Source organism: Aliivibrio thorii (assembly GCF_057368585.1).
Genome location: NZ_JBXXRD010000003.1, coordinates 57,821 through 72,832 on the forward strand (window position 1 = coordinate 57,821; position 15,012 = coordinate 72,832).

The following is a 15,012-nucleotide window of genomic DNA, read 5'->3' on the forward strand; positions in this document are numbered from 1 at the left end:
TTATAAATACGTCTGGTCATCAACTTTGATGTTGTTATAGAACCACTGTGAAATTTTCATTTCTAAGGGTAACGGGTCCAAATAGGCTTTGGAATGGCGTTTTAATTCAGATATAAATAGTTCCCAAATAATAGTGATATCTGATGTTGGATTGTTTTTTAAATCATGTACGCTGGCTAGTTTAATAAGTGGTTCAATATTATTGCTTTTTGATAAACACTTTGAATATTTTGAAGGTATGATGAATACGGTAAGATATTCATTATGTAGTAGATAAATATCGTACTTCTTGAACTTTAATATAGTAAACGTACCGCCTTCTTCTTGTAAGGTATCACCACTCCATGTAACGTCGGTTAAGTAAGAGCTTAAATATAAATATACAATAGCTAGAGGTACATTGGCTGGTATTAGATTTACTTGGATAGGAATATTATATGTTTTGAGGTCACTCAGTAATGTACAGTAGTAGTTATCTTTTCTGAGCTCTTTTTTGACATAGATATTAAAGGCATCGCCTATGTTGCGTAATTGGTTTACATTTGCATCATTTACTATAAATGTTAGAAATTTGCTTTTATTTAGAGAGAGTGCTTTGCTAATGTATGGGACTTTTACATTAAATTGGCAATAAGAAGCTATGATGGAATTGATGTCATATTCATCCTGATAAGTGTAATAATGCATCTACATTTCCTATACGCAAAGATGAACTAAATATAGTTAATATGACTTAAAATACCAATAATTAATCACTGGTGTTTTTTTCCATTTCTTTGACTTTAAGATCGTTTGTATTGGATGGGTCGCCTAGCTTCAAATAATTAAATTCATGTAGGTAAGGTGTCGTACAGTACTTACTTGTATCTTCCATAACCTCTTGCAGTCTAACTAATTTTCCCATTTTTAATTGTGTGTGATACCACTTCTCAAACGTTCTTGCTTTAATTTTCAAATCCTCTTTACGGATAATCATTATTTGTGTGTTATTGGGGGTTGAGCCGTTAAGAGGGATGGTATAAAACCGCTCAGTGATGTGTTCACCTATGATGTGATCACTTGTTATCTTTTCATGGCTGATTTTATGCGCGTAGCCAAATCCAGAAATTAAGAATAGATAGAACCCTCGTTGCTCTAATTCCTGAATATATTCAGGGTTGGTTGTATGTGCGGTTACTTCGGCTTGTCTATAATATTGAAATTGTTGGTATCTAATTTGGCTTGAAACGGCTGCGGCATGATGAGAACCACCACTATTTCCACATTCAAAGCGCTCATACCATGCATAATACGAGATATGCAACGGGTGTGATTTCGTGAAGCCTTCTTGTTCAATATGTGCGATGTTATTAGCCCAATCATGTTCATTTAGGTTTGATAAGTGCCTTCCTGAATACATAGCCTTACCCCATTCAGCTATATCTTTAAACCAGCTACCATTGATGCTGTATCTTCTTCCGAATCCTTTAGAATTAGTGAGACTTTGTATTTTAGAAAAATCAAAGTTATTGGTTAAGCGAGTATCTTTTGATACTGAATTGATTAAGGCGTATGTTACTTCTTTTTGGTGGTCCTCTACATTATACAGGGCAAATAATTCATTCCATTTTATGATTGTATTGCCGTCAGCGGTCGGGGTGTAGAGCTCAATGTCATTGAGGTGAATTTGATGTAATTGGTCTAGTTGCCATTGCTCTGTTTGTTGATGGCAATAATTTAAAATCCGTTTAATCATTGAATGTCGTCCTTTGCCTTCATTGTGTTTTTTAGAAAAATTATCGTTTGATTGAGGGGAGCGTGATGGATTCCGCTTGTAAGAGCTCAATGTCTTCGAAATAATGAAACTCTAACTCACTGCTTACTTCTAATTGATAGTCTTTCCAATCGTCTAGCCAATCATTCATTTTGCTTGCTGGCTCACTGCTTTGCCACTGAGGAGAACGATCATTTATGTAGTCCTCCATTTTATTAATTTGAGTATCAATAAGGCAGTTTAATTGCTGCTGATGCTCATCATGTTTATTACTTATCGTTTCAATTTCAGTGGCGTGTTTTTCTGAAAAAGAAGTGATCACATCTTTAATTTGATTTTGTAATTGAGTGACCAAATTATTGTAATTGAGCTTTTGTTGCTCTAATGCCGCATGACTTGTTTTTATCTTTTCGACATCGGCTTTTTTAATATTATTCATTATCTATTCTCTTCATTATTACCGCTCAAGCTTATGAGTGAAGCCGTTGTATTGCTGCACTAAGGTAAGGCTGTTGTTCCGTTTTCATACTCTGTTTTATTTTTTGAGCTAATAATTGTAGATCTCGGTGAGTATCTTCAATTTGAGGGTCTTCTGCGCCATTTCGCATTAATTCATCATACATAGCAATGGCATGGGTTACTGCATTTAAGTCTTTTATTTCAAACATGATATTTACTCTTGTTATGACTATTGCCACCACAATTTATCTTTTTTTTGAGGGAAGTTGTAGCGGCAATGTCGTTGTTTATAGTTTTAGTTTAGATAGCAGTTTATGAATGATGTCTATTTTGGTGCATAGCTTGCTTGTTGCTCCAAAGACAAGGACTAATTGTAATAGGAGGGGGCATTGATATATCGCTATGACGAGCTTGGTTATTGAGTCAATTAACAGGATGAAGTCAGTAATATGCATAGTGTTTTTTATTTATCTAAAACATACATATTTTTTAAAATACTTGTCAAATTTTTTTATTTTTCAGAAAAACGAAACAGTGAAATAAATAACGAAATCATAAGCTTAATAACAGTTTGTTGTGTTTACTTTTTGTCGTAACAATAGATAATAAGGGTATGTTTTATTTTATATATCAATGGATTTGACTATGACTATCGCAAGCAAGATCAGCATGAAAGCAACAATGAATTTAGATGCCGCATTTACAATGCTTGATAAGCACATTGTGAGTGTTAATGAACATTCAGACAAGTCTACATATAAACTTGATGATGGCAGTGTATTAAGCGTTGTGCCTATCGAGGATAGTTTGGTTGAAATGTTTGAGTCATAGGTCTTTTTTGTAAGCTTACTAAATCAATCAGTTTGGTAAGCTAAGGTATAATTAACCATCTTTTGTTTTAATGGAGTTTTAACATGTTATCAGAGTTATATACGCAAGCTGAAATGCTGATCTTCTTCGATTGGTGTAAAGAAAACGTAGAAGAATTTGAGGAGAGTGATTGTGATGAATCATTTCACTATTACGTTAATGACATCATGATCGGTGGCTGGGCTGGTGATGCTCAACAATATTTTTTGAAAGATGACGATAAAACTAAGGCGTTATTACAAGAGTGCTTCCAAAAATCTTAATCGTTTAAGTATTATTTAGAGTAGTTTTAATTTAATTAGGACTACTCACTTATTGATAAGGAATATCGATATGAATGATGTGAAGTTAATCAACAAAATTAAATGCCTCATTGTTGAAGCAAAAGAAGAAGAAAAATACTGTGCTGTACAAGCGAGTTTAACCCCATCGCGAGCGGAACATTTTGGATCTTATGCAAGTGGGCTTACCGAATTTCGTGTAAAGCTTGAATCATTATTGGAAGATGAGTGTGGGACGCTAAGAGCGACAACCATTGAAGCCAGTGCATAAAAATCTACAGCCCATTTTTTGTTTTTAATACTCACGGCATTTTTTAGAAAAATATAGGTTGTTAATATGGATAGTCAGGCCAACCAAGCACTAATTGAATTAAAACTTATCGATCAACTTATTATCAAGCGTAAATTACTTATTGATACTTTTTGCCAAGCAGTTGAATTACAAGTTAAGGCGATGAAAATTGCCGATGAGATCAATCAAGATATTCCAACGATTAATTCTGGGTATATTGATGACTTTTCGAATATTTTTATTCAGCTAGCGTCTGCATTAGGGGAGAGCTCTCGGGGTCGCAGCTTACCTCGCAATGGAAACCTTGTTCGTTTATCGGAAAAAGAATTAAAAGCGTTAGTGATAAAGACCGTGGACAGTAGTCTTTGGGTTTTGGTCTTTAATCGTCTCGGCATCTTTGGCAGTATGTCTCAGTTACAAATTACTCAATTTACAAAGCAATGTAAGGATAACACGCTTCCCTTTGACCGCGAGCATGTTGAAGGAACCTTGCGTAATCTATTTGATAATCAAGAGCCAATCCTATTAGAAAGTTTGTTGGACACAATACAGGAATTCTCCACTGCCTATGTTAATAATAACCGTCAGCAGTTTACTAAGAAAATCATTATAGAAAATGCGTTTACCCCTTATGGTGAGTCTTATAAATTAAGTGCTCATGAAGGGCTACAAAGTTTATTAACATTAATTTGGCGATGGGTATTGGTTAATCGAACGGTCATTGAAACTGATGGTGTAAAACAATCGGGGTTATGGCGTAGCCTTGAAGAAAAAGTTCAAAATTCAAAGGGTGATCTTGAGGAATTAAATTCCATTACATTGCTGGGCATTGAGTTTCGTTTTTTTAAAAAACGGACACTTCATGTATTATTACCAGAGAGTATGATTTCTATTCTTAACGATAGATTAGCCAGCTCTCGAATGTTACCAAGCGTGTAGTATATTTATACACTGTACTATTTTTCTCATTGCTCTATATTACCACAAAGCACTATATTACTATGAGTGCTTTAATTATTTTGAGGCATTCTAATGACACAAAAAGAAGCGTTTGATTTGGTATTGTATAAATTTATTGATGCGTATGTCGATCTGTATGGAGAGATTAATACCGTAATTTTAACCAACCAATTTCATATGCACCGCACCAAAGCAAGCAAAGTGTTTACCCAATACAAAGAGCATGAGTTGAATGGAAATAATCTAAGGTTCGATGAGCGGAAAGCTAAATATGTCAAAACTGCGACGTTCAAAAAGAATTTTTTACTCGATGATAGTTCATTATTTTTTTTAAATTCAGTTGAGGTGGTTCATGGGTGCCCAAAGTGACTGTAAAATAATGTTTCGTGTTTTATTTTTGAGATATCCGTTCGTTTTTCATGTGTTTTTATATTCTATTATTTGTTTATTCAATGTTTTAGTATAAATTATATGCATATATATAATTATATTTTCATATCAGGCTTGTTTTAAACAATGCTTTTTGTTTCTTGTTTTTTGAGAAATACTTAGTTATGTATTTTTACTATAATTCGGTTGCGTATGGATTGTAGTGCAAGGGGGGCGCATGACAACACCTAAAAAAAGTCTCAATCGTCACTTGTTTGTGACTGGAAATTTTGATGCATTTGTACGACACGAAGCATTAAATTTTTTATCAAAAACTACTCGAAATGTCTCTGATTCAATGCGTGAAGAGGCAGAGCTTAGCCGTAAGGATGATGTACCAGCATTAGCAGTTTCTATTCATAATTCATTGCAACAAGGCATGAATCCGTTGAAAGAATTACTGAAAGATAGTTCATTTCAATTTGATCGCCATGTTAATTATTACGATCCCGTAGATCAGTCAGCCAACTATGATATGTCTCGTGTGGTCGCTATCGCTCGTGCAGACAAAACGAATCCATTGCATTCAATGGAGCTTGATATTGCTTCTCAAAACAACAAAGCACATGAGATAGCTCAGAATATGCTCGTGAATCAAGTTAACGCTGAGATGCTTGCTAAATGCAGTGAAATAGCAATGTCTTCTTGTACTGAAGCTCGAAGAAACAATGAAACTAATATTAGTTTTAAAACCGTTTTAAAACATTACAATGAAGCGATAACAGATCCTTTAGAAAGAAGCATCAAGCAACAAAATGATTTAGCTGTATCATTGTTAGCGATGAATCGTGTGAAGCACGAGATATTAACGGACTATTCTGGAGAAAATCAGGAATTTTGGTATAACCGTGGTAAAGAGTTTTCTCAAACTTCGCTTAATCCAAATGATTTGCAACGTTTTATTACTAAGGTTCATGAGCAAGGCATAGAGGTTCCAACGTCGATTTCGAATCTTCATATGGCTTCGATTTCATCATTACCAAGTAATGATGTTTTTGGCGATCTATCTCAAGTTGAATTACCTAATTCGGCTGTTGAGTTTGGAGCGTTGTATCAACGTGAAAGAGTGGATCTTTCTTCACCTGAATTACACCAAGAAGTGTATCGTCAGCAAATTGAAATATCAGAATTTACAATTGATAGTTTACCTAACGTAAGTTTAAAGCGTTCTGCTATTTCGGATAAACCATCTCAAGATTTAGCCGCATTATTAAAGCGTGAATCTGATTTATCTGGACCTAGTATGTAATTACCCAAGGGGCTTTGTATGTTATCCGCAGTCTATATTGTACCAAGAGCAATTAGTGATGATGTATCTCAGCCTGTTTCTAATCCTACCTGTTTGTTGGAAATTAACCGACGCTCACTTGAAACCCAGCGGCTTCTCGCTCGTGTTCGTGAAAGTAATCAAGAACTACGATGCAGTTGTACACAAGCGAAGGCTCGCATGTTCGTTCGTTTTTGCCATGATAATTTTACCATTGTAAATCACCCAACGGAGGGGCAGCATTCGGATAACTGTCAGTTATTTAGTGTTATCCACGGATATAATGATCGTCAAGATAATGTAACTACCAAAGATCAAGAATCGGTAGAGCTGGACAGTTTTGTTATTCATCGTTCAATATCTGAAGCTACAGAGCCAAGTGCTAAACAAGAAGGCTCTGCAAGTCATCATTCAAATCGCGAGCACTCACTTGATAAGCTATTTCGTCATTTGTGCGAGAAAAGTTATTCAAATTTCCACCACAAGAACAAGAACCAAAGCCCTTTAGTTGCACTTCGTAATCTCATCGAGCCTGCAAATTTAATCTCATTTGGTGATTCAATGCTGCACAAGTATTGTTTCTATGGGGATAAAGGGTATTCATTTGCATTTAATACGTTGAGGCGAGAGAAGGCAAATAATTCGTATAAAGGCGCTGGACGTCCTCATGCGTTGGTTTTCATGGTTGTACAGCAGATAAGCACTTCAAATGGCTGTATTGATTTGGATGGGGCTAAATACACTGCTAGAAGAGTGATTAGAGCTGGTCGAAAAACAAAAGGACCATATTTGGTTATTTTGTCATTGGCTGATGATCCTGTTGAGAACGCTATCCTTGTTTATAATATTTTTATTAAGCCAATTGTATCCCCTACGTCATTAATGCCAGTTGATAGTCACCATGAAAGAATTATTGCTTCAGGTCTTATGAGCCTTATTTCAAACAGTCAAAATCAATTGGCTCGCTGGTCCTTACAAAAACCTATTTTTTCAAAAAATGATCGCTCAAATTCTGTAGCTGTCTTGCCTGATTTCATTTTAAGAAGAAAATCTATTGATACAGGGAAGATCACTTATACAGAGGTCATTGAGGTAATGGGCATGTTGAATGATTCAGATTATGTTTCCCGTAAAGCTCAACTTCTTCCTATTATGAAAGAAGCATGGAGAGCTAACTCTATTTATGAAATAAACGCAGAAGATGAAAAGGATGTTGCGCGTTTTTTCAGCGAACACGACTACATTTAAGCGTCCAGCTCAAAGTAGCATTGACTTTCAATGTCATATCACGGACTATTGCCTTCGGGGTATGGGCTCCTTTTTGACTGTAATTTTGTTTAACTGACATTTCACGAAGTAATAGCTTGATCATGGTTCCATACCCCAACTCATTTTACCCATTCCTTTGCTCTGCAATCTAGTTCATCTAAGCCTACTTTAAGTCAATAAAATTTATTCTTCCCATAAATTTTAAGATCTCTATTTCACCTGCATGCGCATCAAGTAATACTCTTTTGGTTTCTGTGTATGCCTGAAGCTTACACCCATCTGTTATCGCTCTAATCACTGATTTTATTTTCTTTTCACCATCCACATATTCTGTCCATCGAGCCATGTAATACGGTGTTTTTTTATCTGGGTCGGCCATTGTTGGTGATGGCTTGTTGATAATTTTAGGTTCAAGCGTATGTGGGAGGCGAGTAATCAAAGTTTCATCATTTAGTATGCGAGTCCAATGCTTTTTCCACATCTCGCGACCTAGTTGGTTGCGTAGCTTTATCGCTTTTTTTAAGGCTTTTTCTTCACCAAGATATTTATAACCTACACTTTTCTCTAAAAGCTTATCGTCAGGGGTGTGGATGTGAACTTTAAAAGCGGTATTCCTTTCTGATTTTGAAATAAACCGATGCCCTGTATTTGTTTTTAGATTGCTTTTTTTATTCATGCACTTACCGTATGTTTTGTGTCGTGTGACTTTGTTTAAGTTATAATCCGTTTTTTTGAAAAACTCAATCTATAATATTGATATTTAAGATGTATAAATGATTATTTATTAAACTAACTTGTTTCGCTTGCTTGCTATTTGCGGTATAATGACATTGTCAGTTAATCAAAGTAGGGAGTTAAGGTATGAGTTGCCAATTAGGTTTTGAATTTTCCGAGTTAGCGCCAGTTGAATCGAAGACTTTACCAGTTGAATCGAAGACTTTACCAGTTGAATCGAAGACTTTACCAGTTGAATCGAAGACTTTACCAGTTGAATCGAAGACTTTACCAGTTGAATCGAAGACTTTACCAGTTGAATCGAAGACTTTACCAGTTGAATCAAAGACAATTACTATGAGTGATAAAATAGCGAAAGGGCTTTTAGTGTTATTCCCTTCTGCAACTTCATTTTCTCAGGTATATAATAATCAATGTAATCATTATAAGCTTTCCGAGTTGTTTATTCAGGTTCAGGGTCATCCTCGCTGGTTATTTTCTTCTTATTCTTTTTGTAGTTTGGATAATGCAGTTAGAGGCTTAATTAAATGTAAGGTGGAAGAATCAAGCAAATTGTTTGACTTAGTTGATAAGGTGGTTCGCACTCTTATCGAATTGAAAGAGTCACAATTACCATCGCTTCTAACCACTTATGAAAATAGAAAAAGAACTAAAGTATTCCGTGCGCGATTCAAAAAGATTAACTCATTTAGAAATGAAGATGAATGTCGCTCATTACTAACTGATATTAAAGTATATATTGAGCGTTTTCATTTATCTTCAATTATGCCAATCTATAATGAAATAGCTCAAGAATTAGAAAGTTGATTTTTATCGAGCTTAAGTGATTTATCAATGTAAATTGCCATGTCCTGTTTAGTCATTTTTTTACTTGGATATGGCATTTCTATTTTTCGATGAACCCCCAATACCCATTCAAAATGCTCTTGTGTTATTGGTCTTTTTACTAAAGTATGAACGGTTGATATTAGGCCTATACCGATACTAAGGCAAGTTACAGCAATATAGAACAAGTTCCAATGGTGTGTCTTTTCTAATGCAATCAGATCAACGTATTCAAAAAAAGGGACAAGAAGAGCTATCGTGGTAGATAGAAATAAAACCATTGCCAAATATGCCAAAAACTCTTCAATGATAAAAAAATCAGGGTATTCATATTTATCATCTACGTTAGGAATACTTATATTACTTAGTTTTATCCATTCAATTAGACATCTTAATCCATTCATTACTAACCACTCCCTTTGTATTATTTCACTTTCCATTTTTCTAAAAAACGGTTTTGTATAAAACACCTTATACAATGCTATGTGATATATGTCTCGATGTAAAAACTATTGTTAGTTAATTATAATAAAAGTGTAGTTATTGAGGGTGATGTTTTGTAATGTACTACAAGTGTATTACAACAATCAGTATTGAATATAGGTATAAACGCAATGACTAAAGTTATCGCAATCGCGAATCAAAAGGGTGGAGTAGGAAAATCGACAACCTGTTGTAACTTGGCTCATACGATGGCTTTATATGGAAAGAAGAGCCTTATTATCGATCTTGATCCACAAGCTAATTCATCATTTCTGTTGTCTGGCGGAGAACATCCAGAATTTGAAAAACTAACTATCTCAACTGTTTTTTCTCTGTCTGCTGAAGAGAGAGCAATTCCTCTTAATCATCTTATTCGCCCAGCAAAGGTGCGTGGTAAAGATAAATCTGTTAGCGGTAGTGGGCTTGTTTATAAAACAATACCAAATTTGTTCTATATCCCCTCAAATATCGGTCTCAGTAGCGTTATTGAACAAGGTTTGACTCTTATTCGTCGTGAGTCGATCCTTCGAAATAAGCTAAAAGAGTTGGCCGCTCATGATTTTGATTATGTGTTTCTGGATTGCCCACCAAATCTGAGTTTAACCACGACTAACGCAATACTTGCGGCTGATCATCATTTAGTTGTATTGGATAGAGGGGGATTTAGTCTTTCTGGTTTGCGTCTTCTTATTGGGGCTATGGGGCAAATTTTAAACAAGTCACCGAAGGAGTTAGATTATTGGGTTTTATGTAATGAATATCGAAAAACGACGTCGATAGTAAACGGGTGCTTTTCTTCAAACATGTCCAAAATTGAAAGTCATGTTTTACCTGTCAGGATCCGTCGTTCACAAGATATTGAAAATGCGACGATGGGAGTGCATTTACTTTATAACTACAAGAGTGGCTGCCTAGCTTTTTCTGATTATAAAGCGCTGGCTAAAAGTGTGCATAAAAGGGCTCATAGTGGCAGCTCTCATGTTAATTCATCTTCATTAAAGCTCTCTCAACATAATTAGGTGAACTAATGTCAAAAGATAGAATGAATGAAGAAGTTAGTTTTTTTGGTGATCTAGATTCGGGTATATCTTCGCTGCCTCATCTAAATACCGCGACCCATGAAAGCGATTCAATTCAATCAGAGCAAATGAAAGGGGTTAAGCTTCGCCCGTTTACCTGTCGATTAACTAACCCCAATCAGCGAGCGCCCAAAATGGCGGCTTTTGTGAATAAAGCTGGGGCAATGACTAAACGTAAAGTAACAGAAGGAAAGCTTCTTTCTGCACTGATCGATTGCCAAGATGACATCTTACAAGATCCAGTGTTATCCAAAAAGCTGATCGATGCGATAAGAGATCTTTAAGTTTTTATACATAATCAAATAAGGACAGTATAAATATGGAGAAAATACCATTTAATTCATCGTGGATAATGGCTATGGCATTAATGTTAAGTGGATGTGTAGCAAGTACACCAGAACTTGTAAATCAAGATTCTCTTACACACCATCATATGCCCGATGTGGGTACTATTATCGATATTGAATCCTTTTCATACTATCAAGATAGTAGTGTTTCACTGATTAGGTATTTATCAAAAAACGATGAGCTTTGTGTTCAATATGTATTAAGTGCAGGGGTATTGGTAAGTAATAATTTAACCTCCACCAATGCTGATATAAAAACATATTGTGCTGAGTATGTAATTGATACCAGTGTGAGTCATTTTGATTCGAGTACGGATTTATCTAAAGAGTATAGTTTTTTAAATCCAGTGAGTATCGAAACGATAAGATCTAAAGGTATCGCTGTTCAACGTGTCCTGACTAATTAATCTTTTACCAATCAAATATATAAAGGAACTATCAATGTTACGTGAATATTGGAATTCAGTGTTATTAGAAGCAAGGTTACTTGTTACGCCACAACAAGAGAACATATTGCTATTTATTTTTGCATTATTAGTCGTCATTTATTTAATTCGAATAAGTAAAGACAAAAGAGTAAGCCGATGGGTTCAGCCCACTCACCTTAAGGCAAGCGAAGATCTTCAAAAAGATAAGGTTAAGGTTAAGGTAAAAATAAAATGTTTATGATGCTGGTTTCTGTTTTGATTTAAGTGATAGGTGGTATGGAAAATTATAGTGAATTACAGCAAGAGGTCTTACACCGTTTGGCCTCTGCTCACAACCGAGGGGTGATGAAGCTAGCTTTGTCGGACCTGATTATTTTGGTAAAGAATAGAGTATCAACCAAGCTAGAATCTTCCTCTGTAATTTCTGAGTGTGATTGTTTGCTCGGTGATGGAATGATTAGCCACAAGTTTATTGTTTATAGCTCTTTTTATTCACTAACACGAAAAGGGCTTAATGCTGTATCTGAGCTAAAGGTAAATAGTGTTAGTTAATCTCTGAATCTCCATTTAATTTTACATCCCCCATCATGTTAAGCAGCTTTACGTAACTTGGTGATTGCTTGCGTAGCTGTTGGTCATTCAGAAGGGCTTTAAATGGTTTATCTAATTGCATACAGTTGAAATGATTGGTTGTAATTCGATTAACCATTGTGACGGTTTCATGGCCGTAACGATGACTTGAAAACATCGCTGTTATGAGTTTATTTACCACAGGGCTTTGAAGCTCTTTTACTGTGATATTTCTGCGGCATTTTTTAGAAAAATTATCGGCATAATTTTGAAGTAATGTTCCATATTGAAGGCTAGTGCTTTTAACCGAATTGAGATAGCTGGTTAGTTCTTTTGGTTGTTGTGAGGCCAGCACATTAAGGCTAGTTAGCGATAGAAGAATGCAGAATGAAGCGCTAGTTAGGTTATTCATGAAACGTCCTTTTAAGCATGATTGATTATTAATAATACAATGAAAATAACTAAAATTGATAGTTAATTAAGCAATATTCAACCTTAAATCCTACCTGTATTGCGGTATAATAAATTCATTGAAAGGTGATGATTTAGGGTGGATTTATGGGATGTAATTACAATGTTTTTTTTGAGTTCTATCTGTTGGGAATATTTTTGGCGAAAGGAACATTATCTTGCCAAGAAGAAAGTGAGTTAAATATTTCTAACTTTGATGCACTGGATATTACGTGTGCTTTACGAGATGTAAAAGGCTATCGCTTTGCTCGGGTAAAAAATATCAAGCTTGTCTCTGATAATGAAATAGAGGCGGAATTAAGATCAGGTCAATTGTTACTGATTAAAGTTGATATTCAAAATGTCCCTTTTGATGAGTTAGAGCACCGTTATACAGAAGAAGTGAGGTAGTACCGTGGTAGTACAAAACAATGAATGGATGAACTTAGGGATCACTCAACACCGTGCAGCTAACGGAGATGCGTATAAATCATCACGCTCAGCCATGCGCCATGCGGCATTCAAAAGTGATGACTCGGCTCGTGTTGTCGTTTTAGATGATGGTTTTGTTGTGTTAACGGGAAAAGAAATGACAAAAGAAGAGGCGTTGTTATTTCGTGAACATTATTTGCCTTATCGTCACGAAAATATGCTCCATGCTGAAGGCGTTTTTGAAAAGCATCGTAAGCCTTGGCCACTTGAGCAACCTATTTTATGCAGTAAGAACAACCAAGCAAAAAAAATTCTTGGGCTTTATTATTGGCAAATGCCATTTGATGAAGCGCGAAAGAAAAGTGAATACCGTGGCTTGCCATACAGAACGTGGCAACGAGGCCGAATCAAACATGGTTTAGTGATAGATGAATAAGGGGTAAAGGAATATGAAACCACTATTTAATGATCAAGGAAGTGAAGTACCTAAGCGACCAAAGGCTTCTGATGTGGAGGTAAAAAAAGCGATCATTGAGCGTGGTTTATCCTCCTTTTTTTCTAAAAAACAGCCAGTGTTCGAACCGAAGCAAAAAGACGCACTGATTAAGATATTTAATGAGCATTGGGATTACGCTGGTGATGAAGAGGAGCTTGCTGAATACGTCGGTGAATTGAGCGTTAATGTAAAACAGGACGCTTTAGTTTCAGCGCTTATTGCTGTCTGTGATCACTTGAATGACGCTTATTTAGTTATCTTAACAGAATGGTATCAAAGTAATGCCATTACCCCACCATATCCAGTAGGTTCAAAATTGGATAAAGGAACGATTACAGGCATATCCAAAAAAGAGGCAGCAACTTATGAAGTGCTCATTTATGGCTTTCCTGAGAGCAGCCCAAATCGTCGAAGTGTGAAGTTTGAAGATGCAATATTGGCTGAAGAATAATAAATATTTGTTGGCATTAATTCAAAAATTAGCACTTCAGGTTTCAGTTAAGTTCAAAATAATAAGTGAGAATGTATGTCCACACATCAAGTTAAGTTAGCGAAAGCAACGGAAGATGATTTTAAAATCATGTGGAAAGTTTTTGATGCTTTTCAAGAAATCGAAAACAGTGGTCAAATTTCAGAGCTGCGAGAGGAACGACTGAATAAGGTGACTATCGGGCGTTTATTGCAACTTGGAACGGGTGGTTTTACTCGAATTGTTATGGGATGTGAAACTCTTATTGATAATGTGTGTGATAAAAATCAAGATTACTATGAACTAACGCCCTCCCTACTTAATGCAGAAACCGAGTTAGATAAAGCGCATGCAGCACTTGAAGCTATTTTGAAAACGGGGGAGCTAAGTTCTGATAGCGTTGCTATCGCTCGAACGACATTAGGTCTTGATAAATATGGTCTTAATGACGAGTGATTTTTCTGAAAAATGTATAAAAAGTCATACTCAATATTGTATGGCTTTTTTTATGGCTGTTATTTGTTCGTTTACGGGGTAAATGTGTTATTCATTGAAAGGAGGGCTAATTTTAGGAGACTTTTTTATGCCTAGTTAAATAGTATTTTTGACTGGCCTATTCAGGCAGTTTGATTTTTTTATATATGATACTATTTTAGCTAATTTTCATTGGGTATTGTAATGATGGATCAATCTAGTGTAGCTCGTTTCGGAAAAATATTAGCGTTCAATAAGAAAAACGACACATTAAAAATAGATTTTGAAGGGAATCCATTAAATCAACCTGTTTGGGGGAAAATTGGACGATTGTTTCATACTGAAGAAATTAATTTGGCGATAGATAATCAATTAGTTTGCCGTATTGAGTTTATATCTAATGATTTAACCTTACCGATATTAACAGATATCTATTTTTCTATTTTTGAAGAAAAAGAATTAAGAATTAAAGCTGGCTCTATTGTGTTGGAAGGTGAGGAAAATCTCACTTTAAAAAGCGGAACAACATCGACGGTATATCACTCGAAAAATGGTCACGTAACTACATCGGCATCCCATATCAACTCAGAAGCAGAGCGTACACATAAGATAAAAGGAAAGACGATCAGTTTGAATTGATCTTT

Annotated in this window: 25 protein-coding genes; 18 read left to right on the plus strand and 7 right to left on the minus strand. The window is 35.5% G+C overall.

Going from position 1 to position 15,012, the window contains the following annotated elements:
• The 4 genes from AC2IP4_RS21025 to AC2IP4_RS21040 form a co-directional block, all read right to left on the minus strand.
• Entirely contained in the window at window positions 1–687 is a 687-nt protein-coding gene (locus tag AC2IP4_RS21025) for a hypothetical protein (RefSeq protein ID WP_486317236.1), read from the minus strand.
• A 61-nt stretch (window positions 688–748) separates the two neighbouring features.
• A complete protein-coding gene (locus AC2IP4_RS21030) occupies window positions 749–1,735 on the minus strand; it encodes a DUF6685 family protein (protein WP_486317237.1) in 987 nt (328 codons plus the stop codon).
• Between the two features lie 40 nt (window positions 1,736–1,775).
• Complete coding sequence (locus AC2IP4_RS21035) at window positions 1,776–2,192, minus strand: DNA-directed RNA polymerase subunit omega (protein WP_486317238.1); 417 nt, start codon at window positions 2,190–2,192, stop codon at window positions 1,776–1,778.
• A gap of 31 nt (window positions 2,193–2,223) precedes the next feature.
• Window positions 2,224–2,421 carry a hypothetical protein gene (locus AC2IP4_RS21040; RefSeq protein ID WP_130066435.1) on the minus strand — a complete coding sequence of 66 codons (198 nt, stop codon included), beginning with the start codon at window positions 2,419–2,421 and terminating at the stop codon, window positions 2,224–2,226.
• Window positions 2,422–2,857: 436 nt separating this feature from the next.
• Between AC2IP4_RS21040 and AC2IP4_RS21045 the strand changes: the two genes are divergently transcribed.
• The 7 genes from AC2IP4_RS21045 (at window position 2,858) to AC2IP4_RS21075 (ending at window position 7,559) form a co-directional block, all read left to right on the plus strand.
• Entirely contained in the window at window positions 2,858–3,043 is a 186-nt protein-coding gene (locus AC2IP4_RS21045; RefSeq protein ID WP_486317239.1) for a hypothetical protein, read from the plus strand.
• Window positions 3,044–3,126: 83 nt separating this feature from the next.
• Complete coding sequence (locus tag AC2IP4_RS21050) at window positions 3,127–3,345, plus strand: hypothetical protein (RefSeq protein ID WP_486317240.1); 219 nt, start codon at window positions 3,127–3,129, stop codon at window positions 3,343–3,345.
• Between the two features lie 70 nt (window positions 3,346–3,415).
• On the plus strand, window positions 3,416–3,634 hold the full coding sequence (locus AC2IP4_RS21055) for a hypothetical protein (RefSeq protein ID WP_486317241.1): 219 nt from the start codon (window positions 3,416–3,418) through the stop codon (window positions 3,632–3,634).
• A gap of 66 nt (window positions 3,635–3,700) precedes the next feature.
• Window positions 3,701–4,594, plus strand: a complete 894-nt coding sequence (locus tag AC2IP4_RS21060) for a DUF4942 domain-containing protein (protein WP_486317242.1) — start codon at window positions 3,701–3,703, stop codon at window positions 4,592–4,594.
• Window positions 4,595–4,687: 93 nt separating this feature from the next.
• Window positions 4,688–4,984, plus strand: coding sequence for a BrxR family helix-turn-helix transcriptional regulator (locus AC2IP4_RS21065; protein WP_486317243.1), 297 nt, complete (start codon window positions 4,688–4,690; stop codon window positions 4,982–4,984).
• Window positions 4,985–5,222: 238 nt separating this feature from the next.
• Window positions 5,223–6,293: a hypothetical protein gene (locus tag AC2IP4_RS21070; RefSeq protein ID WP_486317244.1), complete on the plus strand. Its 1,071-nt coding sequence runs from the start codon at window positions 5,223–5,225 to the stop codon at window positions 6,291–6,293.
• 18 nt (window positions 6,294–6,311) lie between these two features.
• Window positions 6,312–7,559: a DUF1173 domain-containing protein gene (locus AC2IP4_RS21075; protein WP_486317245.1), complete on the plus strand. Its 1,248-nt coding sequence runs from the start codon at window positions 6,312–6,314 to the stop codon at window positions 7,557–7,559.
• Window positions 7,560–7,743: 184 nt separating this feature from the next.
• Here AC2IP4_RS21075 and AC2IP4_RS21080 read toward each other — a convergent pair whose 3' ends face one another.
• Complete coding sequence (locus AC2IP4_RS21080; protein ID WP_486317246.1) at window positions 7,744–8,256, minus strand: Fe3+-citrate ABC transporter substrate-binding protein; 513 nt, start codon at window positions 8,254–8,256, stop codon at window positions 7,744–7,746.
• 185 nt (window positions 8,257–8,441) lie between these two features.
• On the opposite strand from AC2IP4_RS21080, the gene AC2IP4_RS21085 reads away from it, so the two are divergent.
• Window positions 8,442–9,122, plus strand: a complete 681-nt coding sequence (locus tag AC2IP4_RS21085) for a hypothetical protein (RefSeq protein ID WP_486317247.1) — start codon at window positions 8,442–8,444, stop codon at window positions 9,120–9,122.
• On the opposite strand, the gene AC2IP4_RS21090 is transcribed toward AC2IP4_RS21085, so the two are convergent.
• Entirely contained in the window at window positions 9,104–9,544 is a 441-nt protein-coding gene (locus AC2IP4_RS21090) for a hypothetical protein (RefSeq protein ID WP_486317248.1), read from the minus strand. The two genes, AC2IP4_RS21085 and AC2IP4_RS21090, sit on opposite strands and share 19 nt — an antisense overlap.
• A 210-nt stretch (window positions 9,545–9,754) precedes the next feature.
• Here AC2IP4_RS21090 and AC2IP4_RS21095 point away from each other — a divergent pair, with 210 nt between their 5' ends.
• Genes AC2IP4_RS21095 through AC2IP4_RS21115 form a run of 5 tightly spaced genes read left to right on the plus strand, consistent with a single transcriptional unit; the run spans window position 9,755 to window position 12,029 of the window.
• A complete protein-coding gene (locus AC2IP4_RS21095; protein WP_486317249.1) occupies window positions 9,755–10,642 on the plus strand; it encodes a ParA family protein in 888 nt (295 codons plus the stop codon).
• 8 nt (window positions 10,643–10,650) lie between these two features.
• The gene (locus AC2IP4_RS21100; protein WP_486317250.1) at window positions 10,651–10,986 is read left to right on the plus strand and encodes a hypothetical protein; all 336 of its coding nucleotides are present in this window, start codon (window positions 10,651–10,653) and stop codon (window positions 10,984–10,986) included.
• A 35-nt stretch (window positions 10,987–11,021) separates the two neighbouring features.
• Entirely contained in the window at window positions 11,022–11,456 is a 435-nt protein-coding gene (locus tag AC2IP4_RS21105) for a hypothetical protein (RefSeq protein WP_486317251.1), read from the plus strand.
• 34 nt (window positions 11,457–11,490) lie between these two features.
• Window positions 11,491–11,718, plus strand: a complete 228-nt coding sequence (locus tag AC2IP4_RS21110; protein WP_486317252.1) for a hypothetical protein — start codon at window positions 11,491–11,493, stop codon at window positions 11,716–11,718.
• Window positions 11,719–11,753: 35 nt separating this feature from the next.
• Entirely contained in the window at window positions 11,754–12,029 is a 276-nt protein-coding gene (locus AC2IP4_RS21115) for a hypothetical protein (RefSeq protein WP_486317253.1), read from the plus strand.
• On the opposite strand, the gene AC2IP4_RS21120 is transcribed toward AC2IP4_RS21115, so the two are convergent.
• Window positions 12,022–12,459 carry a hypothetical protein gene (locus AC2IP4_RS21120; RefSeq protein ID WP_486317254.1) on the minus strand — a complete coding sequence of 146 codons (438 nt, stop codon included), beginning with the start codon at window positions 12,457–12,459 and terminating at the stop codon, window positions 12,022–12,024. The genes AC2IP4_RS21115 and AC2IP4_RS21120 overlap by 8 nt on opposite strands.
• Window positions 12,460–12,656: 197 nt before the next feature.
• Between AC2IP4_RS21120 and AC2IP4_RS21125 the strand changes: the two genes are divergently transcribed.
• The 5 genes from AC2IP4_RS21125 to AC2IP4_RS21145 all read left to right on the plus strand — a co-directional run bounded on the left by AC2IP4_RS21125 (window position 12,657) and on the right by AC2IP4_RS21145 (window position 15,007).
• Window positions 12,657–12,908 carry a hypothetical protein gene (locus tag AC2IP4_RS21125; RefSeq protein WP_486317255.1) on the plus strand — a complete coding sequence of 84 codons (252 nt, stop codon included), beginning with the start codon at window positions 12,657–12,659 and terminating at the stop codon, window positions 12,906–12,908.
• A gap of 4 nt (window positions 12,909–12,912) precedes the next feature.
• Complete coding sequence (locus tag AC2IP4_RS21130; protein WP_274440685.1) at window positions 12,913–13,365, plus strand: hypothetical protein; 453 nt, start codon at window positions 12,913–12,915, stop codon at window positions 13,363–13,365.
• A 13-nt stretch (window positions 13,366–13,378) separates the two neighbouring features.
• Complete coding sequence (locus AC2IP4_RS21135; RefSeq protein WP_486317256.1) at window positions 13,379–13,876, plus strand: hypothetical protein; 498 nt, start codon at window positions 13,379–13,381, stop codon at window positions 13,874–13,876.
• Window positions 13,877–13,951: 75 nt separating this feature from the next.
• Window positions 13,952–14,350 carry a hypothetical protein gene (locus tag AC2IP4_RS21140; RefSeq protein ID WP_192957797.1) on the plus strand — a complete coding sequence of 133 codons (399 nt, stop codon included), beginning with the start codon at window positions 13,952–13,954 and terminating at the stop codon, window positions 14,348–14,350.
• 222 nt (window positions 14,351–14,572) lie between these two features.
• Complete coding sequence (locus AC2IP4_RS21145; RefSeq protein ID WP_486317257.1) at window positions 14,573–15,007, plus strand: hypothetical protein; 435 nt, start codon at window positions 14,573–14,575, stop codon at window positions 15,005–15,007.
• Window positions 15,008–15,012 lie beyond the last annotated feature (5 nt).

Bases quoted from the DNA above. Each gene is read 5' to 3' on its own strand.
- AC2IP4_RS21025 (WP_486317236.1), bottom strand. From the start codon at position 687: ATGCATTATTACACTTATCAGGATGAATATGACATCAATTCCATCATA.
- AC2IP4_RS21030 (WP_486317237.1), bottom strand. From the start codon at position 1,735: ATGATTAAACGGATTTTAAATTATTGCCATCAACAAACAGAGCAATGG.
- AC2IP4_RS21035 (WP_486317238.1), bottom strand. From the start codon at position 2,192: ATGAATAATATTAAAAAAGCCGATGTCGAAAAGATAAAAACAAGTCAT.
- AC2IP4_RS21040 (WP_130066435.1), bottom strand. From the start codon at position 2,421: ATGTTTGAAATAAAAGACTTAAATGCAGTAACCCATGCCATTGCTATG.
- AC2IP4_RS21045 (WP_486317239.1), top strand. From the start codon at position 2,858: ATGACTATCGCAAGCAAGATCAGCATGAAAGCAACAATGAATTTAGAT.
- AC2IP4_RS21050 (WP_486317240.1), top strand. From the start codon at position 3,127: ATGTTATCAGAGTTATATACGCAAGCTGAAATGCTGATCTTCTTCGAT.
- AC2IP4_RS21055 (WP_486317241.1), top strand. From the start codon at position 3,416: ATGAATGATGTGAAGTTAATCAACAAAATTAAATGCCTCATTGTTGAA.
- AC2IP4_RS21060 (WP_486317242.1), top strand. From the start codon at position 3,701: ATGGATAGTCAGGCCAACCAAGCACTAATTGAATTAAAACTTATCGAT.
- AC2IP4_RS21065 (WP_486317243.1), top strand. From the start codon at position 4,688: ATGACACAAAAAGAAGCGTTTGATTTGGTATTGTATAAATTTATTGAT.
- AC2IP4_RS21070 (WP_486317244.1), top strand. From the start codon at position 5,223: ATGACAACACCTAAAAAAAGTCTCAATCGTCACTTGTTTGTGACTGGA.
- AC2IP4_RS21075 (WP_486317245.1), top strand. From the start codon at position 6,312: ATGTTATCCGCAGTCTATATTGTACCAAGAGCAATTAGTGATGATGTA.
- AC2IP4_RS21080 (WP_486317246.1), bottom strand. From the start codon at position 8,256: ATGAATAAAAAAAGCAATCTAAAAACAAATACAGGGCATCGGTTTATT.
- AC2IP4_RS21085 (WP_486317247.1), top strand. From the start codon at position 8,442: ATGAGTTGCCAATTAGGTTTTGAATTTTCCGAGTTAGCGCCAGTTGAA.
- AC2IP4_RS21090 (WP_486317248.1), bottom strand. From the start codon at position 9,544: ATGAATGGATTAAGATGTCTAATTGAATGGATAAAACTAAGTAATATA.
- AC2IP4_RS21095 (WP_486317249.1), top strand. From the start codon at position 9,755: ATGACTAAAGTTATCGCAATCGCGAATCAAAAGGGTGGAGTAGGAAAA.
- AC2IP4_RS21100 (WP_486317250.1), top strand. From the start codon at position 10,651: ATGTCAAAAGATAGAATGAATGAAGAAGTTAGTTTTTTTGGTGATCTA.
- AC2IP4_RS21105 (WP_486317251.1), top strand. From the start codon at position 11,022: ATGGAGAAAATACCATTTAATTCATCGTGGATAATGGCTATGGCATTA.
- AC2IP4_RS21110 (WP_486317252.1), top strand. From the start codon at position 11,491: ATGTTACGTGAATATTGGAATTCAGTGTTATTAGAAGCAAGGTTACTT.
- AC2IP4_RS21115 (WP_486317253.1), top strand. From the start codon at position 11,754: ATGGAAAATTATAGTGAATTACAGCAAGAGGTCTTACACCGTTTGGCC.
- AC2IP4_RS21120 (WP_486317254.1), bottom strand. From the start codon at position 12,459: ATGAATAACCTAACTAGCGCTTCATTCTGCATTCTTCTATCGCTAACT.
- AC2IP4_RS21135 (WP_486317256.1), top strand. From the start codon at position 13,379: ATGAAACCACTATTTAATGATCAAGGAAGTGAAGTACCTAAGCGACCA.
- AC2IP4_RS21140 (WP_192957797.1), top strand. From the start codon at position 13,952: ATGTCCACACATCAAGTTAAGTTAGCGAAAGCAACGGAAGATGATTTT.
- AC2IP4_RS21145 (WP_486317257.1), top strand. From the start codon at position 14,573: ATGATGGATCAATCTAGTGTAGCTCGTTTCGGAAAAATATTAGCGTTC.